31 protein-coding genes are annotated in these 26,454 nt (G+C 58.5%); 16 read left to right on the top strand and 15 right to left on the bottom strand.

Annotated features, from left to right (window positions below; all coding sequences use genetic code 11):
• The first annotated feature begins 169 nt into the window (after positions 1-169).
• From GR212_RS26850 to GR212_RS26830, 5 genes are all read left to right on the top strand, one after another.
• On the top strand, positions 170-343 hold the full coding sequence (locus GR212_RS26850) for a hypothetical protein (protein WP_163991259.1): 174 nt from the start codon (positions 170-172) through the stop codon (positions 341-343).
• Between the two features lie 968 nt (positions 344-1,311).
• Positions 1,312-1,704, top strand: coding sequence for a low affinity iron permease family protein (locus GR212_RS26845; RefSeq protein WP_163991365.1), 393 nt, complete (start codon positions 1,312-1,314; stop codon positions 1,702-1,704).
• Positions 1,704-1,877: a DUF6894 family protein gene (locus tag GR212_RS26840; RefSeq protein ID WP_163991257.1), complete on the top strand. Its 174-nt coding sequence runs from the start codon at positions 1,704-1,706 to the stop codon at positions 1,875-1,877. Before GR212_RS26845 ends, GR212_RS26840 begins: the two co-directional genes overlap by 1 nt.
• Positions 1,874-3,202 carry a cation:proton antiporter gene (locus GR212_RS26835; RefSeq protein ID WP_163991256.1) on the top strand — a complete coding sequence of 443 codons (1,329 nt, stop codon included), beginning with the start codon at positions 1,874-1,876 and terminating at the stop codon, positions 3,200-3,202. Before GR212_RS26840 ends, GR212_RS26835 begins: the two co-directional genes overlap by 4 nt.
• A 212-nt stretch (positions 3,203-3,414) precedes the next feature.
• Positions 3,415-3,969, top strand: a complete 555-nt coding sequence (locus tag GR212_RS26830) for a hypothetical protein (protein WP_163991254.1) — start codon at positions 3,415-3,417, stop codon at positions 3,967-3,969.
• A gap of 357 nt (positions 3,970-4,326) precedes the next feature.
• Here GR212_RS26830 and GR212_RS26825 read toward each other — a convergent pair whose 3' ends face one another.
• From GR212_RS26825 to GR212_RS26805, 5 genes are all read right to left on the bottom strand, one after another.
• Positions 4,327-4,623, bottom strand: coding sequence for a PRC-barrel domain-containing protein (locus GR212_RS26825; RefSeq protein WP_163991363.1), 297 nt, complete (start codon positions 4,621-4,623; stop codon positions 4,327-4,329).
• Between the two features lie 230 nt (positions 4,624-4,853).
• A complete protein-coding gene (locus GR212_RS26820; RefSeq protein WP_163991253.1) occupies positions 4,854-5,798 on the bottom strand; it encodes an ornithine cyclodeaminase in 945 nt (314 codons plus the stop codon).
• 11 nt (positions 5,799-5,809) lie between these two features.
• A complete protein-coding gene (locus GR212_RS26815) occupies positions 5,810-6,571 on the bottom strand; it encodes an amino acid ABC transporter ATP-binding protein (RefSeq protein WP_163991252.1) in 762 nt (253 codons plus the stop codon).
• Positions 6,568-7,506: an amino acid ABC transporter permease gene (locus tag GR212_RS26810; RefSeq protein WP_163991251.1), complete on the bottom strand. Its 939-nt coding sequence runs from the start codon at positions 7,504-7,506 to the stop codon at positions 6,568-6,570. Before GR212_RS26810 ends, GR212_RS26815 begins: the two co-directional genes overlap by 4 nt.
• 55 nt (positions 7,507-7,561) lie before the next feature.
• Positions 7,562-8,434, bottom strand: coding sequence for an ABC transporter substrate-binding protein (locus GR212_RS26805; protein ID WP_163991250.1), 873 nt, complete (start codon positions 8,432-8,434; stop codon positions 7,562-7,564).
• 187 nt (positions 8,435-8,621) lie between these two features.
• On the opposite strand from GR212_RS26805, the gene GR212_RS26800 reads away from it, so the two are divergent.
• On the top strand, positions 8,622-9,722 hold the full coding sequence (locus GR212_RS26800; RefSeq protein WP_163991249.1) for a LacI family DNA-binding transcriptional regulator: 1,101 nt from the start codon (positions 8,622-8,624) through the stop codon (positions 9,720-9,722).
• Here the strand turns inward: GR212_RS26800 and GR212_RS26795 are convergent.
• Positions 9,717-10,625, bottom strand: coding sequence for a PfkB family carbohydrate kinase (locus tag GR212_RS26795; protein WP_246725976.1), 909 nt, complete (start codon positions 10,623-10,625; stop codon positions 9,717-9,719). The genes GR212_RS26800 and GR212_RS26795 overlap by 6 nt on opposite strands.
• A gap of 20 nt (positions 10,626-10,645) precedes the next feature.
• Here GR212_RS26795 and GR212_RS26790 point away from each other — a divergent pair, with 20 nt between their 5' ends.
• The 3 genes from GR212_RS26790 to GR212_RS26780 all read left to right on the top strand — a co-directional run bounded on the left by GR212_RS26790 (position 10,646) and on the right by GR212_RS26780 (position 12,672).
• Positions 10,646-11,647: an SIS domain-containing protein gene (locus GR212_RS26790; protein WP_163991248.1), complete on the top strand. Its 1,002-nt coding sequence runs from the start codon at positions 10,646-10,648 to the stop codon at positions 11,645-11,647.
• A 125-nt stretch (positions 11,648-11,772) separates the two neighbouring features.
• Positions 11,773-11,994, top strand: coding sequence for a LysR family transcriptional regulator (locus tag GR212_RS26785; protein WP_163991246.1), 222 nt, complete (start codon positions 11,773-11,775; stop codon positions 11,992-11,994).
• 12 nt (positions 11,995-12,006) lie between these two features.
• A complete protein-coding gene (locus tag GR212_RS26780; protein WP_163991244.1) occupies positions 12,007-12,672 on the top strand; it encodes a LysR substrate-binding domain-containing protein in 666 nt (221 codons plus the stop codon).
• On the opposite strand, the gene GR212_RS26775 is transcribed toward GR212_RS26780, so the two are convergent.
• Positions 12,662-13,417, bottom strand: a complete 756-nt coding sequence (locus GR212_RS26775) for an SDR family NAD(P)-dependent oxidoreductase (RefSeq protein ID WP_163991242.1) — start codon at positions 13,415-13,417, stop codon at positions 12,662-12,664. The genes GR212_RS26780 and GR212_RS26775 overlap by 11 nt on opposite strands.
• Before the next feature lie 44 nt (positions 13,418-13,461).
• Positions 13,462-14,241: an SDR family NAD(P)-dependent oxidoreductase gene (locus tag GR212_RS26770; protein WP_163991240.1), complete on the bottom strand. Its 780-nt coding sequence runs from the start codon at positions 14,239-14,241 to the stop codon at positions 13,462-13,464.
• Positions 14,242-14,361: 120 nt separating this feature from the next.
• Here GR212_RS26770 and GR212_RS26765 point away from each other — a divergent pair, with 120 nt between their 5' ends.
• A complete protein-coding gene (locus GR212_RS26765) occupies positions 14,362-14,955 on the top strand; it encodes a TetR/AcrR family transcriptional regulator (RefSeq protein ID WP_163991238.1) in 594 nt (197 codons plus the stop codon).
• Between the two features lie 61 nt (positions 14,956-15,016).
• Here GR212_RS26765 and GR212_RS26760 read toward each other — a convergent pair whose 3' ends face one another.
• Positions 15,017-15,862, bottom strand: coding sequence for an AraC family transcriptional regulator N-terminal domain-containing protein (locus GR212_RS26760; protein WP_204326779.1), 846 nt, complete (start codon positions 15,860-15,862; stop codon positions 15,017-15,019).
• A gap of 44 nt (positions 15,863-15,906) precedes the next feature.
• Here GR212_RS26760 and GR212_RS26755 point away from each other — a divergent pair, with 44 nt between their 5' ends.
• The 3 genes from GR212_RS26755 to GR212_RS26745 are packed head-to-tail and all read left to right on the top strand — an operon-like array spanning position 15,907 to position 17,313.
• On the top strand, positions 15,907-16,143 hold the full coding sequence (locus GR212_RS26755) for a hypothetical protein (protein ID WP_163991233.1): 237 nt from the start codon (positions 15,907-15,909) through the stop codon (positions 16,141-16,143).
• Between the two features lie 28 nt (positions 16,144-16,171).
• Positions 16,172-16,891: an SDR family oxidoreductase gene (locus tag GR212_RS26750; RefSeq protein WP_246725975.1), complete on the top strand. Its 720-nt coding sequence runs from the start codon at positions 16,172-16,174 to the stop codon at positions 16,889-16,891.
• Between the two features lie 59 nt (positions 16,892-16,950).
• A complete protein-coding gene (locus GR212_RS26745; protein WP_163991231.1) occupies positions 16,951-17,313 on the top strand; it encodes a gamma-glutamylcyclotransferase family protein in 363 nt (120 codons plus the stop codon).
• On the opposite strand, the gene GR212_RS26740 is transcribed toward GR212_RS26745, so the two are convergent.
• Positions 17,282-18,109 carry an arginase family protein gene (locus GR212_RS26740; RefSeq protein WP_246725973.1) on the bottom strand — a complete coding sequence of 276 codons (828 nt, stop codon included), beginning with the start codon at positions 18,107-18,109 and terminating at the stop codon, positions 17,282-17,284. The two genes, GR212_RS26745 and GR212_RS26740, sit on opposite strands and share 32 nt — an antisense overlap.
• A 121-nt stretch (positions 18,110-18,230) precedes the next feature.
• Here GR212_RS26740 and GR212_RS26735 point away from each other — a divergent pair, with 121 nt between their 5' ends.
• The gene (locus GR212_RS26735) at positions 18,231-18,782 is read left to right on the top strand and encodes an FMN-binding negative transcriptional regulator (protein ID WP_163991229.1); all 552 of its coding nucleotides are present in this window, start codon (positions 18,231-18,233) and stop codon (positions 18,780-18,782) included.
• Positions 18,783-18,877: 95 nt separating this feature from the next.
• On the opposite strand, the gene GR212_RS26730 is transcribed toward GR212_RS26735, so the two are convergent.
• Together GR212_RS26730 and GR212_RS26725 are read right to left on the bottom strand one after the other, a co-directional pair.
• Positions 18,878-19,837, bottom strand: a complete 960-nt coding sequence (locus tag GR212_RS26730) for a PDR/VanB family oxidoreductase (protein ID WP_204326778.1) — start codon at positions 19,835-19,837, stop codon at positions 18,878-18,880.
• Positions 19,838-19,845: 8 nt separating this feature from the next.
• The gene (locus tag GR212_RS26725) at positions 19,846-20,904 is read right to left on the bottom strand and encodes an aromatic ring-hydroxylating dioxygenase subunit alpha (protein ID WP_348643544.1); all 1,059 of its coding nucleotides are present in this window, start codon (positions 20,902-20,904) and stop codon (positions 19,846-19,848) included.
• A 92-nt stretch (positions 20,905-20,996) separates the two neighbouring features.
• Here GR212_RS26725 and GR212_RS26720 point away from each other — a divergent pair, with 92 nt between their 5' ends.
• Positions 20,997-21,920, top strand: coding sequence for a LysR family transcriptional regulator (locus tag GR212_RS26720; RefSeq protein ID WP_348643543.1), 924 nt, complete (start codon positions 20,997-20,999; stop codon positions 21,918-21,920).
• Positions 21,921-22,382: 462 nt separating this feature from the next.
• Here GR212_RS26720 and GR212_RS26715 read toward each other — a convergent pair whose 3' ends face one another.
• The gene (locus GR212_RS26715) at positions 22,383-23,288 is read right to left on the bottom strand and encodes an AraC family transcriptional regulator (RefSeq protein WP_163991223.1); all 906 of its coding nucleotides are present in this window, start codon (positions 23,286-23,288) and stop codon (positions 22,383-22,385) included.
• A gap of 97 nt (positions 23,289-23,385) precedes the next feature.
• On the opposite strand from GR212_RS26715, the gene GR212_RS26710 reads away from it, so the two are divergent.
• Positions 23,386-24,138, top strand: coding sequence for an SDR family oxidoreductase (locus tag GR212_RS26710; RefSeq protein WP_163991221.1), 753 nt, complete (start codon positions 23,386-23,388; stop codon positions 24,136-24,138).
• 127 nt (positions 24,139-24,265) lie between these two features.
• Here the strand turns inward: GR212_RS26710 and GR212_RS26705 are convergent, their stop codons facing one another.
• Positions 24,266-25,096 carry a hypothetical protein gene (locus GR212_RS26705; RefSeq protein WP_246725972.1) on the bottom strand — a complete coding sequence of 277 codons (831 nt, stop codon included), beginning with the start codon at positions 25,094-25,096 and terminating at the stop codon, positions 24,266-24,268.
• The gene (locus tag GR212_RS26700) at positions 25,097-26,440 is read right to left on the bottom strand and encodes a DUF1214 domain-containing protein (protein WP_163991220.1); all 1,344 of its coding nucleotides are present in this window, start codon (positions 26,438-26,440) and stop codon (positions 25,097-25,099) included.
• Positions 26,441-26,454: the final 14 nt, after the last annotated feature.

Genomic DNA, 26,454 nt, shown 5'->3' with positions numbered 1-26,454 from the left:
CTTCTTGCGTCGCTGAGCGTCAAGGCTGTACCGTCGAAGCCCCAATAAGGTAAGATGTCTCGTTGCGCGACGAGAGCCTGATCATCGAGCGTCGCCCCGTTAATCGGCCCCTTAGCGACGCTGATCAGGCCTCCAGGATCGGACCATCTCCGCTGAAGAAGAACATCATGTGAAGGCCGTGGTGTCAAAGGATGCGCGGATTGTCGAAGAGATCAGCATAAGGAAGACCGCGACCGATCGGGCCGAGACGATCAGAAAGACCAAAGTCACCGTCGGCGACCAGCGTTCGCAGTCGCAAACTCAGAGCTGCTTTAGCCAAAGCCAGGGATTACGTCGCGATTGATTATGCAGCGCTTCCAAGAGATCAAAAGCCCGGCACCACCGGCTTTCCTTTATGCTCTGCGCCCCGAATTACAATTTATTTGTCATCTTCCAGTCGCAGTCTACGCAAGCGCTCCGTCTTTTTCCGGCGTTCTTCAGCTTCTGTTCGTATCGATGTCATCGCGGCATTGTGGGTTTGCTCGAAACGACGCTTGCGATCAGCCTGCGAACTCTTCTCGCGAGGCCTTCCAGCGCTTGGTACTCTATCTTCTCCCATGGTCTAGATATCTGGGATCATCGTGCGATCCGGCAAGAGGCGTGACAAACATCAATTCGGGATCCCCGGCTGCATATTGAGAGGAAATCTATGTCGCTGTTCCGGACCGCAAATTTTGGTCAAGACGATCAAGGGTGAGTATGCCGCTCTGGCAAAGAACGATCGCGATACGCATGAACTGACGATGCTGTTATTCAAGGCGATCTTAATATAAGCGGGAGGACTTTGTTAACGGAGGGTGGTCGCCATGTTTCGCAACTGAGTGGAGCACCGAATATGGTATTACGTTCTCCGCCCAAGTCCCTCAAGCGCTGGGCTAATGCACGCTCGGAATGTCAAATACCGACGTGAATTCATCCGCAAAGAGTTGGCCGGCAGGAACAAGGATCTCGCCCTCGGTTCGGCTGGCTTTCACGGCGTTCCTGGCAAGCTCTAAAAGATCCATTTTCTATCGAGAAATGGCAAGCTTCGAGGCGTTCTTCAGACAGAATGAAGGTGCGCGGTTCGTTGTCCATTTCTTCTCATTTGCACAGGAATCGGCCGGCATGCCGTTTGTTCCGATTTTCGCAATTATGCGGACGCAACCGATCCGACCGCCGATCGCTGCGCTGTCGACGTGGGCGTTGCTATCTCTTTCAGTCATTGAGGAACTTCGTATCACTCAAGACGTTTGCAGCTTACAGCAAGATGCTTTGTGCCCGGAGATTACCACTTTGAAATCGAATTTCTTTTCCACCTTCGCCACAACGATCGCCAATCTGTCCGGCAAGCCGGCAACCTTCGTTCTGGCCGTGGCGCTCGTCCTTGTCTGGGCGGTATCAGGACCTTTCTTCGGGTATTCGGAAACCTGGCAGCTGGTGATCAACACCAGCACGACGATCATCACTTTCCTCATGGTATTTGTGCTTCAGAACTCGCAAAACCGCGACGGCAAAGCGCTGCAGGCAAAGCTCGACGAGCTTATCCTGTCCTCCCAGGCGCAGAACAAATTCGTCGGCATCGAAAAGCTCGATGAACAGCAGCTGCGCGAGATGAGCAGGACACTGGCCGAAAAGGCGGAATGTGTCGAGGAAATCGCTGAAGAGAAATCCAGTACGGCAGCTTAATGAATGGCGACAGAAGGATACGGCGCTATTTCTTTCAGCTGCGCGACGGAAATAATTTCTACAAAGATGTCGAGGTCGTCGAGCTGCCGGACCAGGACAGCGCGGTCGTGACGGCCGTTCCCTTCAAGTCCGTCATCAGCTGGATTGATACGCTGGGAGCGAAGCCACAATGAACATCTATGTCATTACGCTGGTGATTTTCGGCGTCGTCATCCTGCTCACCTCCTGGCTTCCGATGGCGCTTCGCCGATTGCCGCTCTCCTTACCGATTTGCTGTATTGCTTTTGGAATGCTGCTGGCTTGGTCTCCCTTCCCGCCGCTGCTGCAGATCAATCCCCTTCAGAACCGCGCCTTGACCGAGCATTTCACGGAATCCGTTGTCATCGTTGCCTTGATGGGCGCGGGCCTGAAGATCGACCGGCCGGTCGGCTGGAACCGCTGGGCCGCCACCTGGCGTCTTCTAGGGATCGCCATGCCTCTATCGATTGCCGCAATTGCACTTGCCGGATGGGGCGTGCTCGGCTTGGCACCTGCCTCCGCGCTTTTGCTTGGCGCATCGCTGGCACCGACGGATCCTGTCCTGGCCGGCGATGTGCAGGTCGGCCCACCGCAGACGGGCGAGGAGGACGAGATCCGCTTTGCCCTGACTTCGGAAGCCGGGCTTAACGACGGTTTGAGCTTTCCCTTTGTGCTGGCCTCGATCGCGATGGCCCTTCATCCAGGAGACCCATCCTGGCTCGGCCATTGGTTATCTCTCGACGTCGTATGGCGCCTCGTTGCCGGCCTCGGTATGGGATGGCTCGCGGGCCAGATCCTCGGATACCTCACCTTCCGCGTGCCGAGAAGCACGAGCCTGGCAAAGACCGGCGACGGCTTTCTCGCCCTTGGATTTACGTGTATTGCCTATGGTGCGACCGAGCTTGTGCATGGCTATGGCTTCGTTGCGGTTTTCGTCGCCGCGCTCACGCTGCGCGGCGTCGAGCGGCGAAACGCATTCCACGGGGAGCTCCATGACTTCGGTGAACAGATCGAGCGACTGCTGATGATGGTGGTACTTGTCTGTTTCGGGTCGGTGGTCGCCGAAGGATCGCTACTTTCCCGTGTGGATTGGCGGGTCATTGTCGTTGCCGTCCTGACCCTGGCGATCATCCGGCCCGCATCCGCGTGGTTCAGCCTGATGGGAACACCGCAACCGTCCGCGGAAAAAGCGATCATCGCCATCTTCGGCATTCGCGGTCTGGGTTCGATCTATTATCTCGCCTATGCGACCGGAAAGGCCAACTTTCCGGGCAGCGAAACCGTCTGGGCAACCGTGCTGATCATTATTCTGATCTCCATCGCAATTCACGGTATTGCCGTCACCCCGGTCATGCGATGGATCGATCGGCAAAGAGGTGTCGACAGCCCCACACCAATGAGGAAGCCTGTACTCTCAAAGCGATCGACCGGCATGAAGGAGGACGGCAGAATTACTCTACCTAATCCTGGTGGCGACTGACGCCGCATGGGCATGAGTAGAACCAGATCGCTCTACCGATGCGCTGCGTAAGGAACAGCACCAATCGTCTATAAGGAGGTGACGATTGGACGCCTATAAGGGATCGACATTCCCCGCCGGTTGACACAGGCTGTAGCGGTTGAAGCGTGCTTCTTAACGGCCATTGCTGCAGAATCAAAACTGTACGGAATGTCCCCGAAAATGAGGCTGACATGTACCCAGTCAAACTGCGCCTCGTTGCCGGATACGCCTGCAGCACGCGAAAATACGGTCTGAAGGCAAAGATCCAGTCGAAGACAAGAATCATTCGAAAACCCGCATTGAATGTCATTAAAATAATGTCACATTGCAGAAAAATGGCGGAACATAATGGACCGATGGTGGTTCGACAGTTGTCAACAAGAACATCCAAGGAGAAAACCATGTTCATTAAAATCTTGACGGTGTCTGCTCTTTCCATCTGTCTTGCAACCTCAGCTCTGGCCCAGCAATCGGGTAGCAATGGCAGCGGATCCGGTTCAAGCGCGGGAACCGGATCCTCTACAAATTCTGGTTCCGGTTCCGGGTCTGGTAACGGTACAGGCGCAACCGGCAGCTCTGGCACTAACAATGGCGCCGGTAGCAATAACGGCGGCACAAGTAGTAGCGGCACCAACAGTGATGGCGGGAAGGCGAGCGACTGCAACGGAGCGGCTACATCAAAGAACACGACTGCAATGAAGCAGGACCAAGCGGCCAATCCCGCAGCTTCGTCGAACTGCCAGTAAGTTAACATAAGCAGATTTTAAAGCCCTGTTGCGGCACCCGGTCTCGCAATAGTGAGATGCCCAATCAAGACATGCCCTCGGCTCCTTTGTTCAGATCATATCGACGCCGCGTGCATCTCCCATATTGGGCATTTCGCAAATGCCTAGGGGCTGACAGTGAAAATGGCCTTGGAATTGATTTCATTTGTAGCTGTGATCGAATGAAGTCGATGCTGCGGTTATCCTCAACCGCACCCGCCGCCGCATGAGAGCGCTCAGCTGCGTGTCCCCTGGTGGGAAGCCAAGCATCCGCCGGATGCACGGACACGAAAAAGCCCGGCACGGCGGCCGGACTCCGATATTCGCTGCTTGGAGCGGCTAATCCCTGTGTTCGGGCATATCCTTAAGCTGATCCTTCGTCCAGCTGGTGACAGCATGGACGGCGCCATCTTCATCGCGCATAAACTCCAGATCGGCCAGCGCAATGCTGACCGGCTTTGCTCCAATTCCGAGGAAGCCGCCTACATCTATGACTGCGGTGCCGCCTGTGCCAGAACCGTGAATGTGGTCCAGTGTTCCGACCTTGTTGTCGTCTGCGCCGTAGATGGTCGCGCCTTCAAGTATGGCAGGCGTCAATTCGGTAGCAGCGAGGCGAACATGATTTGTATGATCCATTTGGTGATCCTCCTTGTTTCTTGAACAGAGGTAACCCGAAGGTAAGAGGTTTGTTCCGCAGCCACATGTAAACGAGCTAGGACTTCTTAAGGGCATGGAAACATTCTCGTCGGAAAAACGACGTGCCTCGGCGGCGCTGTCGACACCGATCATGCGGGTGAAGAGGCTGATGGTTCGGCCTAACGAGGCCGCATCCTGAATTACGAACACCTTGCATTGAGTCGGAGCGTTCAAGTTCCGGTCGCTAGTAGATGTCTCGCCGCGAACATATCCAGATGACCGCCGCCGACATTCTTATAGACGGTGATCTCGTCGGGTGATCGCCGGCCTTCAGTGAGGCCGCTGCAGAGCTCGAAGAGATCGGCCGCGATGTCGGCGCGCGTGATGATGCCGGCTGCAAGCGGTCCCGCCACATCGCCGGAGCCCTCGCTATTGTTGCGCGTGTCAACAAACAGCTTACCGGCCCGCCCAACAACGTCGTTATCGGCCTCGCGCATCTCCAGCGTATAGGCCCCGATGAGATCGACATGGGCGCCTGGCTTCAAGAGCGCGCCGCGAACCAAAGGTTCTGTCGCCATGGTGACGCATGAGATGATGTCGGCTTCAGCGACGGCCTCGTCGAGAACCGAAACAGCCAAGACCTCCCTGCCTCCCTTCTGCAATTCAAAAGCCAGCGCTTCGGCCTTTGGAACGTTGCGATTCCATATCAGCACCTTGCGAACCGACGGCCGCACGCTTGTATGAGCCTCGATTACATGCGGCGCCAGTCCTCCGGCTCCAACCACCAGAAGCACCTCGGCATCCGCCCGGGCCAAAAGGTCGACACCCAGCGCTGAATCGGCTGCAGTCTTTCGGAAGGTGAGCGCCGCGCCATCACAAGTCGCGAGCGGTGCGCCGGTCTTGCCATCAAATAGCGCAACCAGCCCCTGCACAGAAGGTTGCGGTGGGGAAAGTGTTGGGTTACCGGGGAAAACGCCAACCAACTTGACCGCGATAACATCACCCGAGGCCCAGGATAGTAGCGAAACGAACTTGTTCTCATCCCGCTCGCCGTCGCCTAACACAGTGACATGCATCTGCGGCAAAGCGCCCTGGACATGAGCACTCCGCAGTGCCGCGACAAGCCCCGGATAATCAAGGGCGCGATGAACCTGTTCGGCATCGAAATGACGCATGGAATTTCCTTTTAAAGGACACGCGCGAGAAACGAACGCGTCCGGCTGTGTTGCGGGTTGCTCAGCACATCGCGCGGGTGTCCCGCTTCGACAATCACGCCGCTATCCATGAAGACAAGGTGATCGGCAACATCGCGCGCGAAGGACATTTCGTGGGTAACGACCACCATGGTCATGCCCTCTTCCGCAAGCTGCCGCATGACGGCTAGAACCTCGCCCACCAGTTCGGGGTCAAGGGCGGATGTCGGCTCGTCGAACAGCATGAGCGTCGGCTGCATGGCAAGCGAACGGGCGATCGCCACGCGCTGTTGCTGGCCGCCCGAGAGTTGCCTGGGATAATAGTCGGCCCGGTTGCGCAAACCGACCTTGTCAAGCAGCAACAGAGCTTCTTCAGTCACCTGCTGCCGGCTTTTGCCTTTCACGATCATGGGCGCCTCGATGATGTTTTCGAGCGCCGTCTTGTGCGGGAAGAGATGAAAGCCTTGGAAGACCATGCCCATCTTCTGCCGTTGCACCGAAAGCTCGTTGAACGACATGCGGAAGAGCTTATTCCCGCGCCAACGAACGCCCACAGGCTCGCCTTCGAGATAGATCACGCCGGAGGTCGGCACTTCGAGATAGTTCAGACAGCGCAGGAGCGTGCTCTTGCCAGAGCCCGAAGGACCGACGATGCAGGTCACGTCCCCAGCGGAAACCGTCAGGTCGATTGTCTTCAGCACCTGATGTGTGCCGAAGCTTTTCGACAGGCGCTCGACGTTCAGAAGCGGCATCATGGGAGCACCTCCCCGCGACGCAGGCTCCAGAACTTGCTCTTGAACAGCGACTTGAGAAGCAGCTGGAAATCGATCGGCCCGCCGTCCTTGAGACGATGCTCGATATAGTGTTCGATGAGCGTCAGGATAGTAGATAGCACCAGATACCAGATCGTCGCGACAATCAGCAGCGGGATGGTCTGGTAGGTGCGCGAATAGACCATCTGGGCTGAGTAAAGCAGATCCGGAAGGGCAAGCACGCTGACGAGCGAGGTAAATTTCAGCATCGAGATCGTATCGTTGCCGATCGGCGGAACGATAATGCGCAGCGCTTGCGGCAACACGATGCGGCACAGCGTCTGGGCTTGCGTCATGCCGAGTGTGGCGGCGGCCTCCGTCTGGCCGACATTGATCGCCTGGATTCCGGCGCGGATCATCTCTGCGGCATAGGCGCTTTCGGTGAAGGACAGGCCGAGCAAGGCGGCGCTGAGCGGCGTGATCAATTGGTTGGTCGACGCAGACCAGAGTGTAGGGCCGAAGGGAATGCCGATCGACACATCAGGGATTAACAATCCGAGATTGTACCAGAAGACCAGTTGCACTAGCGGCGGCACACCACGAAAAAACCAGATCCACGCCCAGCTTGTAGCCCGAAACACCGGATTGCGTGACAGCCGCATGATGGCGATGATGGTGCCGACGATCAGGCCGATGACCATAGACAGAAATGTCAGCATCAGCGTGCGGCCGAGCCCGGCGAGGATTTCCGGGCTGAACAGATATTGCCAGACCACGCTCCATTGCAGATTCTCGTTGGTTACGAGGAGGCGGACGAAGAGTGCTGCCAATCCCAGGAGAAAAGCGCCGCCAATCCACCAGGAGGGATGGAAGACATCGACAGGCCTGACGGAATGGATGTCCGGTCGCTGGACAGGCATTTTGTCTGAAACAGCCATGCTGCATCTTTCTTCAGAAAGGCTCGGGAACGGGATTCCGGGCCTTATGCAGGGGTCACGGATTCGGGTTGCCTTTGGTGACGAGAATTGCTTTTTCAAGCATGCCCGCACCATCGACACCCCAGTTTGCCATGATCTTCTTGTAGGAACCATCATCCATCATTGCCTGAAGGGCGCCCTTCAGCGCTGGGCCGAGCGGATCGCCCTTGCGCACGCCGATGCCGTTATAGACGGCATTACTGATGAAACCGGCCATGTCGAATTTGCCGGTCTGCTTGGCAAGATAGGCGAGCTTGGCAGAGCCCGCGGCAACGATTTCAACGCGACCGGAGGAAACGGCAAGCTCGGCCGCATTCTGGGTTGTGAACTGCTGCAGTTCGATCGGTTTCAGGCCGGCGGCTACGCAGGTCTCGTCGCTGACCTTGCTCAGATACTGGAAGTCCCAGGCACCTGTAAGCAGTGCGACGCTATGGCCGCATAGATCCTTTTCTCCCCCGAGCTTGAGATCCTTGCCTTTGAGGAAAGCGTAACCCGTGCCTTCCTTGCGCTGTGGGATAAAATCAAGCACTTCGAGTCGCTCTTTGGTCACACCGAAAGACGAAAAGCCGGCGTCGTAACGCTTGCTTGCAAGGCCCGGAATGATCACGTCGAAACTGGTCGGATCAAACTTGAACGGCACACCGAGACGCTCGGACATCGCCTTCGCCATATCGACGCTCCAGCCCTTCAGTTCGCCGTTCTCTACGAATTCATCCGGCGGCCAGTCGTTGAAGACGGCGATGTTGACGCCGTTGGACTTGTAGTTTTCAGACAGCGCATCGTGCAGCGTCTTGTCGACTCCTGCGGCTTGCGCGGACAGAGCGGATGCGAAGAGGACAGCCGCAAGGCTCGCTGCTCGCAATATGCTTATTCCCGATTGGCGTGTCATCTCTGTGGTCCTTCCCTTTTTATTGTAGGTTCCCGCGCCCAGGTTCGCATCCGATTGCCTTGGACAAGAAAATGTGCGAACGTTCTCATATTATAGGCATTGCTTTTTGTTTTTCGTCAAGTGAGAAATTCGACGTGCATGTCGCGAGGCTTGCGGAGGCTGCGAAGGAAGGAAAGAACAAGGGGTCATGAACGACAAGCGGCAGGACAAGGTAACGATCACCGAGGTGGCAAAACATGCCGGCGTCAGCACAGCAACGGCGGGCCGTGTCCTCGGTGGCTACGGCTATTCGCGTCAGGAGATCAAGGATAGGGTGAAGCAGGCGGCCGAGGAACTGGGCTACCGCCCGAATCTCCTCGCACGCGGCCTAATCACCGGAAAGACAAAGACGATCGGCGTCGTCGCCGGTGATATCCAGAGCCCTTTTTATGCAAGCATCCTGCGCGGCATCGCCGACGTTACCCGCGCGGCCGGCTTCGGCATCCTTCTGACCAACAGCGACGAGCAGATCGAGCGGGAACTGGAAGCCGTCCAGCTGCTACGGGAAAAACAAGTGGACGGATTGATCATCGCACCGTCCGATCTTTCCGGCTCCCCCCATCTTCAGGCCGCCGTCCGCGATGGTTGCCCGGTGGTATTGATCGACCGTGCCATCAAGAATCTAGCCGCCGATGCCGTCTGCGTCGATAATCGCGCGGCTTCCCGCGATTGTATTACACGGCTGACAGACGCAGGACATCGCCGCATTGGCCTCGTCGCCGAACTTGAGCGCTGGGAGGGCGGCGATATCACGGATTTTCTCACTGCGGTCGAGGACGGCGCGCTCGATTCCTCCACGCTTTTTCCCAGCTGGCAGCGTCTCTACGGATATATTGACGCGCTGCGAAGCGCTGGGCTCCCGATCGATCCAGGCCTTATTGGCCGCGTCGGTGTTTACTCGTCGGAGGCCGCCCGCAAGGAAACGCAGCGACTGCTCGAACGGCCAGAGCGACCGACCGCCCTCTTCACGGCCGATGGCCTGATGTCGGCTGCAGCTATGCACGTCATCACTTCGCTTGACCTGCAGATCCCGCGCGATCTTTCGCTGATCTGCTTCGACGATTTGGACTGGATGAGCTTCATCAAGCCCGGTATCGCGGCCGTTGTACAGCCGCTTACCGAAATGGGAGAAGCGGCTGCACGGCTTATGTTAGCGCGCGTCGAAGGTGACGGCAGCAAGCCACAATATCTCGCCCTGCAGCCGAAGTTTGCCGCTCGAGGCTCGATTGCCGCGCCTCTCGCCCTATAAGTCGGGATGGGCAGAAAGGATAGCGTCGACATCCACGTCGAGATCGATCGGCACGCCGTGGCCTACGGCGCCGTAATAGCTGCAAGTGCGCGCTGCCTCCGTCGCGGCGGCAGCGAGAAGCTCCGGCGGCGCCTCGCCCTTCACCAGACCGAAAAGCGTACGTGCGATGAACGTATCTCCGGCACCCAGCGTATCAACAAGATCTACCTTCGCGGCAGGAACATCGAATATCCCGGTTTCGCCGCCGAGGATCGCGCCCTTGGAGCCAAGGGTGACAAGGCACCATTTCGCACCCCTGGTCACGACGTTACGCATCAGTTCAAGCGCATGATCGCGCGCATCGTCCCTGGCGGACACGGTGGCGAGATAACAAAGCGGGGCGATGCGCTCGATTTTAGCATCGTCATACTTGTTGGAAAAATCGTAGGAAAGCGGTCGTAGGGAAGCCACCCGGGCCACATGTCCATCAAGCCCGCTCGACTGGCCGATCTGTACGGCATCGTAGCCGCAAATGAATTCGAAATCATCGTCCGATGGCTCGAACATCGATATCCCTAGATCGAATGTTACGAAAACCCGATCGGCATTTCGATGGCCGATGATGCAATAGGCGGTGGAACCGTCAAGCTGGCGAAGGCGGGAGGTATCGACCCCCTCCTGAGACAACGCCTGAACAATGGCGCGGCCTGCGGGATCGCGGCCGACTGCGCCGAGATAGGCAGATTTACCACCAAATTTTCGAATAAAAACAGAGACATTAAGGCAATTGCCGCCGGGAAACATCGTATCCCGGGAGAGATAGCAATCGACGACATTATCGCCCATCGCAACAATCTTGACCATCGGAAATCTTTCTGATTGACTATATATGAGAACGTTCGCACAACGCAAACCTACTGTCAACGCCGACGCGAGATCAAGCCATGAAGACCGAACTGAACGCCGACATCACGAACGCCCTGCAAGCGATCGCCAGCAGGGAGGTCCGACATGTGTTCCTCATTGCCTGCGGCGGATCGCTGTCGATTATGCATCCGGGCAAATACTTCCTCGACCGCCATTCAAGCGCTCTGACCTCGGATGTCTACAATGGCGACGAATTCGTGACCCGCGACCCGCGTAAGCTCGATGGCAAGGCGCTGGTGATACTCTGCTCGCAAACAGGAACAACGAAGGAAACGGTGCGCGCCGCCACGCATGCCCGCAAAAAGGGTGCATTGACGATCGCCATGACGCTCGATCCGCAGTCACCTCTGGCAGAAGCTGCCGACCATGTCGTCGCCTATCAGGCATCCTACACGACGGGCATCCCGATCGATGCCGCCGAGAGCAATTACGGCGTGCTTTACATGATCCTCGCCGGTCTCCTCCGCCAGTCAGACACGATCGACCTCGTCCCGCCGCTGCTGTCGAGCCTCAGCCATCTCCAGCCGGCGATCGACAAGGCCCATGTGCAATATGCAGCTCTGTTCGATACTTATGCCGATCAATTCAAGGATGCGCCAGTCATCTATACCGTGGCGAGCGGCGCAAATTACGGCGCGGCCTATTCCTTTGCTATATGCGTCTTCATGGAAATGCTGTGGATCAACTCGCAGGCGATCCATGCCAATGAATTCTTTCACGGCCCCTTCGAAGTCGTCGATAGGAATGCAAAATTCGTTGCCCTGATAGGCCTCGACGAGACACGCCGTCTGGAAGAGCGCGGCCGCGAGTTCCTCTATCGCTTCGGTGCTCGGGAAAACGTTCTGGCCCTGGACGCCAAGGATCTGGATCTGACTGGGATCGATGAGGGCTTCAAGGGTTATCTTGTTCCACTGATCTTCTTCGACGCACTTTGGAAGTTCGCCTACAAGCTGGCAGCCAAGCGCGAGAAGATCATGCTGGAAGACCGGCGCTACATGAAAAAGATCTCAGATTACTGAATTTGCGTTGGGTCATCGTGCGCTCTTTGCCCAATGGCCCAAACATTCATACGCCGTGCACACGCGTTGTTTGTCTGCCGCGGTAAGGTACCTTTAAAGGAGCTCGAGTGCTGCGGATGCTCGACATGCCCAAGGCGACGGCGAGCAAGATTGTCGGCGATCTGGAGGGCCACCTTCGCGTACGGTTGCTGAACAGGACGACGCGATCGGTTCAGTTCACCAAGGAGGGAGCGATCTACTATAAGCGGGCCTCGGCCTGGCTTCAACAACTCCCTGACATAGACGACGTGTTTGATAGCGAACATGTGAAGCCGCGCGGGAGACTGGCCGTCCACACCAGCTCTTAGGTCGCAAGCGAAGTGCTTATTCCGGCACTGCCGCAGTTCCAGGAGGAATATCCGGAAATCGAGATAGAACTCGGCGTCACCGATCGCTCCGTCCATCTGATCCGGGAAGGCGCTGACTGTGCGATCCGCGGCGGCGAACTCGGCGACCAAAGCCTCATCAGCAGGCTGCTGGGTTCCTCACGATGGCTCACAGCCGCCAGTCCGAGATATCTCGAAAGGCACGGCATCCCCACGCACCCGGACGAGCTCACCGCCGGCCATGTGCTTATCCACTACCGTCTGGCACGGACCGGCCGTCCGACTGCCTTCAGGTTCGAGCGCGGCGAAAACCGAGTGACGATCACGGGCCGCTCGTTCCTGAGCGTAAACGAGAGCAACGCCCACCTCGCGGCGGGCATTGCCGGTCTCGGCGTGCTGCAGAGTTTCGAATGGAAGCTGCGACCGCCAATCCAGGAAGGCCTGTTGGTGCCGGTCCTCACGGAATGGGTCAGACCAAACCATCCTTTTCATGTGCTCTATCCATCAAGCCGGTACATGAGCACGCGCCTTCGTGTCTTTATCGACTGGCTGGTCAAGTTATTTGCCGGCCTCAATAAATCACAGCCGCCCACCTACCGCTCCGCCGACGATAACCATAACCGCCAGATCAATGCCCGCTTTGAGGATGTTAGGCGGTAAAGCCGCCATTCACATCGACCACTGAGCCGGTGATGAAGCCCGCATCCGGTCCTGCCAGGAAGACGACGGCGGCCGCGACTTCGCTGACTTCGGCAAAGCGGTGGATCGCGTGCGATTCCATGATGATCGGCGGCAATTTGCCCTTCGAGCCGGCGGCCATGTCGGTGTCCATCATGCCGGCCTGAACGACGTTGACCGTGATGTTGCGTCGTCCGAGATCGCGCGCCGCTCCCTTGCTGTAGCCGACAACCGCCGCCTTGCTCGCCGCATAGTCGGCGGTACCGGGGAAGGCGATGCGGGTGCCGAGGCCCGAACCGACCGAAATGATCCGTCCACCATCCGGCAATACCCTGGCGGCAGCACGTATATTGGCGATCACGCCCATCGTGTTGATCATCCACTGATGGTCCATTGCCGCGTTGTCGATTTCGGGATCGTCAATGGTCTTGCCCTGCCAGGCGACGGCCGCGTTGTTGACCAGAATGTCGAGCTTGCCGAAAGTCTCGACGACCTTCTCGATCAGCGGCCGGGATGCGCCGGGGTCACCCTGGTCGGCCTGGACGGCGACAGCGCGCACGCCCCTTGCCTTGAGGCCTTCAACGACTGCCGCCGCCTTTTCCTCCGAAGCGACATAGCTTATCACCACGTCGGCGCCCTGATCCGCAAGCGCTGCCGCGATTGCTGCGCCGAGGCCGCGCGATCCGCCGGTGACGAGAGCGACCTTGCCCGATAGTATCTTGCTCATTCTAAAATCTCTCGTTGATTGGGATTCGTTGTCAGGGCCGCGCCTCACCATGGCAGCCGCTCGTCGAGGAAGAAGAAACTGCCGGTCGGACCGTCTTCACCGAGCGTGGCGTATTTGACGGCCGTGCGGGCACCCTCCTCAAGGCCGACGGGCGCGTCTTCGCCACCCATCTCTGTTCTCACCCAACCCGGGTGAATGGCGTTGATTTTGATCGGCGTGCCGCGCAGTTCCTCTGCGATCAGGATCGTGAAAGCGTTCAGTGCCGCCTTGGACGTGTCATAGCCGAGTGCACGAACCGGATAGACCGGCGAGGTTGGATCGGAGAGGTGCGCGAGCGAACCCCGGATGCTGGACACATTGACGACGCGCGGCGCGTCCGACCGCGTGAGCAGCGGCAGCAGCAACTGGGTCAGAAAGATGGGCGCGAAGAAGTTCACCTCGAACGTGTCGCGCAGCACTTCTGGCAATGCCACGCTGGGTTGCCGAGGCGCCGGCGTGCCACCATCGGGGCTGTCGAGCAGGATGCCGGCGTTGTTGATCAGGATGTCGAGCTTGCCGTGTGCCGCCTCGATCGAATGATAGGCCGCATTGCGATCCGCCTCGTTGGTGACATCGAGCTTCAGCGCTGAAGCCAGGCCGCCGCGGTCGCGGAGGTCGGAGACAACCTGTTCCGCTTTCACCAGATCGCGTGCGGCGACAATGACATGAGCGCCGAGCTTCGCGAGCTCGCGACTGATCTCGACGCCGATTCCTCGCGCGGCACCGGTCACGAGCGCGACCTTATCGGAAAGAGAGGTACTCGATGTTTCGGGATGATCGACCATGATTGCTCCTTCAGCGGCGAACACGCCATTTCAATACCGAACGGTATAGTATCGTTCGGTACTCTATCTGGACATTTGTCGTCAAGCTTTTTATACTGGTCGGTATCGAAAGAGGTTGTGATGGGACGACACCGCGAATTTGACGTCGACAGGACGCTGGAAGCCGCCTTGGCGGTCTTCTGGCAGAAAGGCTACGAAGGAACCTCGCTCGAGGATCTCACCCGCGCGACCGGTGTCGCGCGTCCGGGTCTCTATGCTGTTTTCGGCAACAAGGAGGCCCTTTTCTTCAAGGCGATCGAGCGCTACGACGTCGAACATATGACCTACTTGCGCGAAGCCCTCGCGGAGCCGAAGGTCCACGCTGCTGTTCGGCGCTTTTTCGAGGGCGCAATCGAGGTCCAGACGCTAGGCGACGTCGGTCGAGGATGCGCAGTGATGAACAGCACGCTTGCCTGTTCGGACGAGGCCGAACCTGTCCGTCAGGCGTTGATCGCACGGCAAAAGCTGACCGAGGATGCGTGGCGCATTAAATTCGAGCGCGGCGTCCGGGACGGAGAGCTTCCGCCTTCAACCGATTGCGCGACGCTGGCGCGTTACCTGATGACGGTCAATCAAGGTTTGGGCGTTCAAGCCAAGGCCGGAACTTCCAGGACCTCGTTGCGTGCGATCGTCGAACTTGTCCTGTCCACATGGCCCGGTGCAACCGAGAGGTAACCGGCAAAATGACACCTGGCCGTTTCATAGCCTGGCAATGTCAACGGTGATTGAAGCAAATCTAACCCGAAAAGGGTCGCGCTAGAGCCACGGCCGTCCCGGTGGCGCTCCCAAGCTCGGCGGCATTGGTCAGCCGGAGCGCCTTCACGTCACGCATCGGCGGGGCACCAAACAGGCGGCGGTATTCGCGATTGAACTGGGTGGCGCTCTCATAACCGACGCGTAGCGATGCGTTGCCTGCGTCGAGCTCATCGCTCAGCATGAGACGCCGCGCCTCATGCAGGCGCAGGTGCTTCTGGAACTGCAGCGGGCTCATCGCCGTCAGGAGACGGAAATGATGGTGAAGCGTGGAAACGCCCATTCCCGATATCTCCGCCAGTTCCTCGATGCGCAGCGGCCGGGCATAATTGTCGCGCAGCCAGTCGATCGCGCGGGCGATGCGATTGCCTTGCGTGCCGAGGCGCACGATCTGCCGCAGCCGGGCGCCGGCCGGGCTCGTCAGCACCCTGTAGAGGAGTTCGCGCTGGACGAGGCCGCCAAGGATCGGAATATCTCTCCGCGTATCGAGAAGATCAATCAGGCGGGCCAGGGCGCTGAAGAGGGCGACCGTCGCCGGTCCCGTCGCCATTCCGGCGCCTGCCGTAGCACCTTCCGGATCAGCAAGGTCTATGTCGGCGATCATCTGCTTGGCCGCCACGAGATCGAGCTTCAGCACGATCGAAATATAGGGCTCCTCCGGCGTCGCCTTGAGGACCTGGGTGATCGTCGGCAGGTTGACCGCCGTCAGCAGGAATCGGGATTCATCGTAGAGATAGGTCGCATCGCCAAGCACGACACGTTTGCTGCCCTGCACGATCATCGCGAGGCTCGCCGACAGTCTCCGCAAGGTCAACATCTTCTCGGTCACAGGTCGCGATCTACAACGCGGCCTGTGAGGCGCGACGGCCGCCATTGAAGCCTGGCGGCAAGAGTTCACCAACGCGCTCGATCCTCTTCTCGGTCATCGAGCCCTGCGCGACAGCCACCGACCTGTTCGATCAGAAGGCCGGGCAGTGGGAAGGCTTGACCAGCATGTTCGGCGAGATGGAGCAGATGCATCCGCAGGACATCGCCGAAGCCGTGGCTTTCATCGTCACCAATCAACGGCGTGTCGCCATCATCGAAATCGTCGTCCTTCCAACGGACTAGGCCTGAGAAGCCGAAAGGTAGAATGACAATGAGCATCAATGGAAAAATCGCGCTGATCACCGACGCATCGAGCGGCGTTGGCGTTCTCGCCGCCCTCGATCTGGCTGCCGGCGGCGTCAAGGTCGGTATCACCGCACGGCGCACGCAGCGGTTGGCAGTGCTGAAGGACAAGATCGAACGCAAAGGCGGGCAGACGCTCGCTCTCGAGATTGACGTAGCCGAACTACGCTCCGTTGAAGCCGGCGTGAAGACGCTTCTCGACACCTACGGTTCAATCGATATCCTCTTCAACAATGCCGGTATCATGCCGGTCTCGCTTGTCGAAAACCGCAAGGCCGACGAATGGAACAGGATGGTCGACGTCAAGGGCGTGCTCAATACCGCCGCCGCCGTTCTGCCGCATATGATCAAGCAGCATTCGGGCCATATCCTCAACACCTCCTCGTTTGCCGGCCGCACGGTGTTCGCATGTAAGTCGGCAAGCAGCACAACATCCGCGTCACGTGCATCCAGCCGGGTGGGATTGCAAAAGAGCCGCCTGAGCAGGCAACCAGTCCAGATCGCCGGCAGATGTTGGATGCCTACCGTCCACAGGTCCGCTTCCTGGAAGCCGGTGACATCGTTGCGGCCACCCTCTTCCCAACGCAGGTGCCTGCATATGTCAATGTCGCCGAGCTCTTCACCTGCCCATCGAGCAGGCTTGACTCTGGCAAGACAGTGCCTGAACCTATTACGCTCGGTTGAGTAAGAGGAGAATAAATGTGACTCTTAGGGCCACATTTAGAACGATGCAGCAAGGAGCCTAGATTGTCCGACACCGTCTTTCTGTTTTCTTACGGCACCCTGCAATATCCCGAGGTGCAGAAGGCATCCTTTGGCAGGCTACTCCAAGGCGTCGACGACGCCATGATCGGATTTCGTAAGGAGATGGTCGAGATCACCGACCGCGACGTCCTCGCTAAAAGCGGCGAGCGCTTCCACCCGATCGTTATGCCATCGGAAGATTCGGAGGACGAGGTATCCGGGAAGCTCTTTCAGATCACTGCGGATGAGCTAGCCGCGGCCGACGAATACGAAGTAGCGGATTACACGCGCATCGAAGTGACCTTGAAATCCGGCACGAAAGCCTGGGTTTACCTCAAGCCCGACGAACCAACAGAGGCTCGATGACATCAGACAGCACGGCGAGCGCTTGCGCTCGCTCCTCTTCATCGTCCTGGATCTCGAATTCAGCAAATTCGATCCCAGCGATCTGTTCAGGCGGGATTGCCTCGAACAGCGCACGAAGCTGACTCGGCATCAACCCATTTGGCACTTTGTAGGCCGCAGGCACATGGCCAGGCTCCAGCGAATCCCAGTCGACGTGGATCCAGACCGGGCTATTGCCAAGAAGCGGCAGGACGGCTTCCGCGTTTGTCGAGGACGGTGGCAGAAGCTTAACCCCCGCTACTTCGAGAAGTCGCCGTTCTTGCTCGTCGATATCGCGAATTCCGGCGATGATAATTTGCGTGGGGTCTACGTCCGCACCGTGACCACTCTGCCAAAGCCCACAGACGGCAGCCAGCACCATTCCGCCCAGGTAGCCGGAACCGGTGGTTTCGGGCGTGTTGAAGTCCCCGTGGGCGTCGATCCAGAGGATCTTCAGATCCGGAATCGCAGTTACCGCAGCCGGCAATGTCGCGAGGCTGCCAGAACAGGTGTTGACGGCAAGTAACGGCGCAATACCCTCACCGATCGCATCGAGAACCGCCGCACGCAGTTTGTTCAGTGTCTTCTCGGCAGCTGGCAGACTGGCGCTCCAGTCGTCGATACAGGCCTCGTCTGGCAAACCAATCAGTTCCGCCTGCAACGACAGTGCCTCGGCCAGAAGATCCGAGGTCGCTCTGGCCCCGGCAATGGCACGAGGTGTCCTGTCGCTGATGCGGCCCTGCGATGTGATCAGTCGAAACGATTTGCGCATTTCCATCCCTTTGATGCCTACTTCTCGTACATGGACGAGGCTGGCGGTTTCGCTTTTTCTCGGCTAGGCAAAATTGCAACGGCAATCAAGGCTTACGAAGATGTGCCTGGTGAGGATAGCCAAACTTATGCACCATACTCAGATTGAGCAAACCGACTCTACAGCGTTGCGATGTCTGACCGAGACATTCCCGTTCGCGGCGATTGCGATCAACGGCAAAGCGAGGCCATTGGTCGCGCAAGCCTCTTTGACGTTTCGAGATGACCTTGTATCTGCAGAGGCAGTCGAGTTTCATCTCGCACGGCAGAACGTTGTCACGAATGCAATCGATGACGACAGAACACCGGCAACCATCGTCATCAACGGCCCAGCGCTCATGTGTCGCCATGCAGGTACATGGCGCGCTTTCCAGATGCCGCATCGGAGCCGTACAGCGCCGACCTATGTCACCGCGGCACTGATGGGAGACCTTCAGCGTCGTAGCCACACGGATTTGCAAACGCAGATCGCTGATCTTGTCGCCGATCATGAGCCCGATGACGGTTGGCGCTTCGAAGAGATCGATCCTGAACTCTTCAGGCCGTGGTATGATCTGCTTGCTTGCGATTCAGAAAAAGAGATATGGACAAGTCCGTTGTCTCGGCAACGGACGTTTGGCATTCGCGACGGCGGTCATTGACGAAATGGATTGAGTGGAGCTTGGACCACGCAGCCTCATTCGTCGGGAATGCTATCTCGCAGTCGATCAAATACATACCCACCATGTACCGACATTCAGATATCGAGAACCAGCACCGGGGATCGGGATCGAGAACAGCAAATCGTCATCTGATCTCCCGTCGCTTTTTCGGCAGCGCTCAACACGATATCGCGATGATCGGGCTCCCCCTCGAGCACGCGGGTGAGGCATGCGCCACACATACCATGTTCGCAGGAGAGATCGATTGTGATGCCGTTGGCGAGGAGGACGTTTGCAATCGTTTCTTCCGATCCGACCGTGAAAGATTGACCGGAAGAGGCGAGCCGGATTTGAAAGGCATCCTTCTCGTTGGCTACGTCGGCAGACTTAAGTGCTTCGGGCCGAAAGCGTTCGGAGTGAAACTGGTGGGGCGACCATCCGGCATCGGCGAGGCGAAGGACGAGTAGATCGAGGAAGCCGTTCGGGCCGCAGGCGATCACGGCCGCATCCGGATCGGATGAAATAAGGCAAGGCGGTACGGTCTCGCGGAAGCTTTCGCCCTCCTCTCCGAGATACAGCGTGGCCGCGGTTTTCAACGGTCCCGCCGTCAGTTCGTTGAGGAAGGCCACGCGCGAACGGCTGCGCTCGAAATGATGCAGCTCGAAATCCGCCTCAGCTGCCGAGAGTGTCCGCGCCATCGCGATGACCGGTGTTATGCCGATGCCGGCGGAGAAGAGGATGTAGCGCTTCGCCTCGGGCATGCTGAAGAGATTACGGGGGCCGCCGATATCGAGCTTTGTCCGTACCCTAAGATCATTGTGAAGCGACCGGGACCCGCCGCGGGAGGCTTCATCTCTCCGCACGCAAATGCGGTAGACGCTGCGATCGTCGGCCGGGCCGCAGAGCGAATACTGCCGCAGCTGTCCAGCCGGCGTGCGGATATCGATATGGGCGCCGGCCGTGTACGCCGGCAGCTCCGCTCCTTTCGGATCCATCAGCTCGATATCGAGATTGTCATCGCCATTGATGCGGATGGCGGAAACCATGAGTTCCATTTCTCGCCTCACGCGATGAAGAAGTGGCTGAGGCCCATGTCGCGTAGCCCTCGGCGATAGTTGATCGAGCTGCGATCAGCGGGAATATGCGCCTCCATGCGCGGGTCGAGCGGCAGGTTCTCCGGTTTCTGCTGCTCGACCATTTCCGCATCTTCGCGGAAAACCTTGAGATTGAAGTCGTAGACCTCCTGGACGGGACGATCGGTATCAAAGTTGCGAGCGATCGGCACGAACAGCCGCGTCCTGCGCGCCGAGACCGGCGAGGCGGCGTTCAGGATCGACAGGCGGCCGCCTTCCGGGAAATGCACCGTCAGATGCGCGGTGAACGGCAGATGGGCGCGGAAATGGCGCAGCCAGAGGAAATCCTTCGGCGTCTCGGCCTGCTTGCCATGCGGATAATTGCCCACGGTGCTGTAATATTCCGCCTCGAAGCCGCTATCGGTCGCTTTCGTTTCATAGGGCGGCACTACCGGATTGTCCGGATCGGCGAAGGTCTCGGTATGGATAAAGGCGAAATGCGCCACGTCCAGGAAACCCTCGACCTGCCGGCCGGCAAAGCCTGATATATCGAAGGCGGGACAGTTGATCTTCTGGAACCCCGCCTCGTCCCAATGAGGCATGAAGGGCATCTTGGGGGCGTTCTCTCCCTGCTCCAAGCGCAGGCAGGTCCAGACGAGGCCATAGCGCAGCACCACCGGATAGGATCTGAGATGGAGCTTCGCCGGTATCGCACTATCGGGATGCGCTGGTACCTTGACGCATTTGCCGCGCGCGCCAAACTGCAGGCCGTGATAACGACAGCGCACGCCCTTCTCATCCTCGTTCGATCCCATGGTCAGCGGCACGCCGCGATGGGTGCAGATATCGTTGGCAACGACGATCTCGTCATTGACCTTGTAGACGACGAGTCTTTCGTCGAGCAGGGTCGCACCCACAAGGCCTCTTTCCTCCACATCCCGGACAAGCGCTATGGCGTACCAGTGCCGCGCGAGGATGTGCCAGTCATCGGCATCGAAGGTACAGTTGCGGGGCAGATCCGAAGAAGCGGACGGGGTCGGAATGTTCACGGCTGGCGATCCTATGCTGGCGATGTATTCACGTGGATACATCGTTGCTGGACGCGGACGTAAACTTCAAACATCATGTTTCGCATGAGTGAATGCAAAAAAGAGAACGCGCGATGCAGCCCTATTCTCGGATGTTGATTTATTTCGTAGAGGTCGCTCGGGTCGGCTCAGTTCGCAGGGCATCCGAGCATTTGAACGTCTCTGCCTCGGCCATCGACCGGCAGATTCTCGCGGCGGAAGAGGGGTTGGGCGTGCCGCTCTTCAACCGATTGCCGAGCGGCATGCGGCTGACTGCGGCGGGTGAACTGCTGCTTCGGGGCGCGCTCGACTGGCGGCGGGATTTCGTAAGAATACAAGAGCAGATCGGCGATCTCTCGGGCCTGCGTCGAGGCTATGTGCGCATAGCGGCGATCGAAGCGACGGTACGCGGTTTCCTGCCCGCAGTTATCGCTGAAATGCGTAGGCGCTATGCGGGGATTGCGCTGGACATCAGCGTATTGCCCAATGACGAGATCGGAGAAGCCGTCGCTCGGGGCGAATTCGATATTGGACTGTTGTTGAACCCGCAGTCGTCCAGGGACATCGTCGTCCGGGCGTTTCGCGAAAATCCCGTTGGCGTCGTCATGCTACCCGAGAACGCATTGTCGGGAAAGATCAGCCTGCGCTTCAGCAATCTCTCGCAAGAGGCCGTCATCAGGCCGTCCGAACCGCTGGAGGTCGCCGAATTGTTTCGTGTGCTCGAAACCTCGACCGGCCTGCGCGTCGATGCGCCACTCTCGTCGAATAATATCGCCATGATCAAGTCGTTGGTTGCGCAGGGCGTCGGCATTACGGTCCTCAGCAGGCAGGATGTCGCAACGGAGATCACCGATGGCAGCCTATGCTTCGTTCCGCTTTCCGATGCTGTCTTACGCACGCCGATCCTTGCGCTTTGCCATTCGCGCCATGAACAGATTTCGAGCGCGGCGGCGCTCCTGATGCAGACGATCGAGGAACGAGAGTCCTGGACAACATGAGGCGCGTTCCATGCGATCGCTGTATTTCGCGTCCATAAGTCGCGCGCTACCCGAAGAGAGAATCCAGAGGCTGATCCTTGTAAGATGCCGCTATGATTGAAAGAACGAGGTCCAGACCCCTTGACCTGGATCCTGTCCCCGCAGACGCCGTTCTTCCGGAGCAAGGTCCCACGCGGCCTTCCTCCTCGGGATCGTGGCAAGGGTGAACGCGAAAACGGCGGAGCGAGGGGCGCGGACGGCGGCTCTGGTAGAGACATCAATGGAATGGCGGTAGTGGGGCGCTTAACCCCACGATCATGCACAGGGATGAGCGACACGACCGTGATGCTCAGCGATGATAGGACCAGCTTTTGCTCGACAAAGACCACATTGCGGTTTTTGGTTCCGGCCAGAACGTGAGGGGCGACGCCGCACGTTGACAGGCAGAAATGAAGGCGCCTCGCTGACACAACAGACTGTTTCTCAGCCAGCCTGACTTTGGCGGGCATACCTAGCCGGCGGCACACCAGTATATCTAGCAAAGGCAACACTAAACGCACTTGCTGAACCGTAGCCCACACGTTCGGCCACCTCGTCCATCGGGACGTCCCGGCTACGCAATAGTTGTTTAGCGAGCGCCATGCGCCAGGCCAGCAGATATTCCATCGGCGGTAAGCCGACAATGCGGCTGAAGCGCGCGAAGAAAGCCGATCGGGAGAGCGCGGCTTTGGTTGCGAGATTGGCGACAGTCCACTGATGGGCCGGTTGCGCATGCATTGCGTAGAGTGCTTCGGCAAGGCGTCTGTCGGCAAGGCCGCGGCCGAGGCCTGGTGCGGAACTGCTCTGCGTGCCGGAGCGCAGGGCTTCGATCAACAACACCTCGAGAAGTCTCTCAAGAACGAGATCACGCGCCGGCCGCCGCTCCCGAGTTTCCTCGCCGAGCAATTGCATCAGCATGGCGAGCCGCGGTTGATCGCGGACGACGACCACGTCCGGCAAGAGCGAGACGAGAAGGGCTGCATCCGGCGCGCCGAAGCTACAGTGACCAATACGCATGCGCAGGTCGGCAGGTCCCTCAAGGCGTCCAACACGGAATTGGCCGTCATCGACCTGCGTCGGCATCATGGCGGAGAGGCCAGCCGGCGCATCGATGCTCTCATTGGTGAGGTCGCCCACAGCAGGCGCAAGCACGAAGTCACCGGCCTGAAGAACGACCGGCGGGTTTTCGCCAAAAGTCACACGACACGTTCCATCCAGGATCGCGCAGTAGAATGGCTCTCCAGTGGCCTCACGGTGGATCCGCCACGGGCCGGCGCATTCCACCAGTTTCGAGAATCGAGCGGCAGGCTGCAGCAAGGTGACTATTTCTGCGAGCGGATCAACGGTCATGGACAGGACTAACGCTAATGAAATCGAGACGGCAGACTATATAACGTCTTTCCTTCAGTCACTACGCTGGGCATTCTAGATTGTCACGGAGAAACCTATGCCTACGATATTGATTACCGGCTGCTCGTCCGGCTTTGGTCTTGAAACCGCGAAGCTATTCCTCGCGAGGGGCTGGGACGTGATCGCAACGATGCGCACTCCCAATGAAGACCTCTTACCGGCTTCCGAACACCTGCGCATACTTGCGCTTGACGTCACCAAACCGGACAGCATCGCACAGGCTGTGCAAGCGGCCGGCCATATCGACGTTTTGGTCAACAATGCTGGCTTCGGGGCGCCGTCTCCGATCGAGCTGACAGCGCCGGAAACGGTTGAGGCGTTGTTCCAGACGAACACAATCGGAACGCTGTCGATGGTCCAAGCCGTCTTGCCCCAAATGCGTCAAAGACGATCGGGTGTGGTCGTCAACGTCACCTCAACGGTGACGGTCAAGACACTGCCGGTGGTCGGTATTTACCGGGCGAGCAAGGCCGCAGTAAATGCCTTTACCGAGTCCCTGGCGCTGGAAATGCAGCCGTTTGGCGTGCGTGTGCATATTGTATTGCCCGGTCGCTCGCCAGAGACCAACTTCGGAGTTAATGCTCGCCCGCACCTTCGCGGCATGGATGACCCGGATTATGCTCCGCTGCTCCAGCAGTTTGTCAAGAACGTGCAGGACGATACCGTTCCCGTGACCCATGCATCGGACGTGGCAGCGGCAATCTGGAAGGCTGCAACCGATCCGTCTGCGCCCTTGCGGATTCCCGGCGGTAAAGACGCCGAGCTTTGGATGGCAGAAGCCGGCTGGTAATAGCGTCGGCGGTTTCCTGAGCCTGCGCATGCGCTGCACATACGACCAAACCTGCGACGACACTCCAAATCTTCAAGAGAATATTGCGCATCTACCGGCCCTTCCTGAAATGTCTTTCCGGTTTTGCTCAGAAATGAAGGACGAGCCCGACGATCGGCCCTTGCTGTACGGCATCGAAGACGAAATCGTTGTTGTCGTAGTTGACGCCTAGTGCCCGATAGCCCGCGAGAGCAGAAAACTTGCCGCTGAACTGATAGCCGATGGCCGCAGCCACATCCCAATCGAGTGTCGCGCCGCCGGCGCCGATAAGTCCCCAGCCTGTCAGATACAGATTATCGTTGAAGAAGTACCTGCCACGAATGCCCGTCATCGCATCGACCCAGGTCGCACTGTCGCTGACGCTTCGGCCGCCAAGGATCCCGCCCTGGAGGGAAATCTCGGTGCTGACGCTCCAGATCCTCGCCGCAGCAACAATATCGAGGTTGCTGTTGGCGTCCTGCAGGACGCAGTACCCGGCGCCGACAAGACCGGCGAATGTTTCCGACGTAACGTCGACGCTGTCGGCGATCACGCCGCGCGGGGTTCCGGATCCGACAGACAGCTTGGTATAGATGACGTCCGAAAAGACGCTGTAGCGGCCATAGCGGGCCTCGCCGGTCGCCATCGCCGCAAAGTCCAGATTATCCAGGATATCGCCGAAATCGGGGCTGATATGCACCGTCGTCGGCAGGCCAAACTGCGCCACGTCGCCGGAAAGACCCGCACCCCAGAAATACGGGCTGAAGGCAAAGGTCCAATCGCCTGCCTGTTTCTCAACGACCGTGGGCGACGTCGGGGTGACAAGATCGGCAGCATGAACAGAGGGGGCGAAGGCGCCGCCTGCCGCAATCACGAGGGCGAGCGACCACAGCCTGCAGGATAGGTATCGCAGGCAGAAAAGCATTCCAGATTTTGCCATCTATCGGATCTTTCGGATTGCCGGTGGAAACCACTCGCCACGCTTGACCACGTCCTTCGGCACATAGGTGCGGAAGGTCAGTGAGAACGGTTTTCCCTCAGGTGACGGCAGCAGATTGGCTTCAGGAATGTCACCCCTCGCCTTGGCCGCGAGAAAAATCCTGAGCGAACCGTCGGCCTCGGATCTGGGCGGCGCCACGCTGTTGAACGTATACCGGTTCAGCGGGTTGGCGACGGCGAGGAAGCCCGGGACGTCGACAAGGCTCAACGACCAATAGGCGTTGACGACATTGTCGGGGCTGTCGCCGGGCGGAAACTCGACGAGATAATCGCTGTAGCCCAACAGCTGGTTGCCATCGGCATCGCGCGTGGTGACGAAATAGATGACCTCGTGGCGGGCGTTGGCCCATATCCCGATGTAGTTTGCCGCCGTGCGAATGGCGAAGTCCTCGCCGTAGTTGCCGATGACGGTGGTGCCAATCCAGTTGTTTCTCGTCACCCCCGCGCCTGCGACCGAGAAGATCTGAAATTCGGGAATGATCTTGTCGTGCAACGCCTTTTCCATTGCGGCGCGGTGGGCCGGATTGGCAGCGAGCTTGGCAATATCGCGAACCTTCGACTGCAGTTGCGCCGCAACAGGCGAGACATCAGGGGCACTGGCGAGAAGCACATCCGCGTGGTCGAAAATTTCCATACCGATCAGCGATTTATTGTCGAAACCGGGAATAGCCACGGGGGGAGCGATCACCGGTTTGCCGAGCGAGCTAAGCTTGAATTGCTTCTGCAGCACTGCGGCGCCGTCAATGTCGTTATGTATCTCGACACGCGCGAGCATCTTGGCCTTCGGTGAGCGCAATTCGATCCGCACGACATCGTCCGGAATCCTGACATTGGAATCCGGGGCAACGAACGCGTATTTGCCGGAAGGATGCAGCGGATAATTGCGCTCGTTGATATTGGTGATGACCTCGCCCCATTCGTCGCAAATCTGGGCGGTGTAATAGCGGCCCTCGATGCGGGGAATTTCGAGAAGCGCCGGTGTCCTTTCGTCGACCGCAATCCAGGCTTCGATATTGGCGACATCGAGATTGGGATTGACCCAGCCGATCGGTTGGCCAACTGGATTGTATTTGATGATGTTATAGTCGACGCCATCTTCCTTGAGGTCCGTCTGTTCCTGCCGAACGACGATCGCGCGGCCAAGCAAATAGACATAGGCGTCTCGCAGGATCATATCGTCGGAAAGAGCTGTTACCGTCTCCGCTGCGTATGCATGGCGCGCAACTGTCGTTACCAGCAAAGCCCCCGGCAGCAAGGCAAGCGCATGCCTTCTGGTCAGTTTCATCGATTGTCCTCCTC

It is taken from the genome of Martinezella lusitana (assembly GCF_010668395.1).
GTDB lineage: Bacteria > Pseudomonadota > Alphaproteobacteria > Rhizobiales > Rhizobiaceae > Rhizobium > Rhizobium lusitanum_A.
This window is presented reverse-complemented; position numbering and strand designations above follow the sequence as displayed.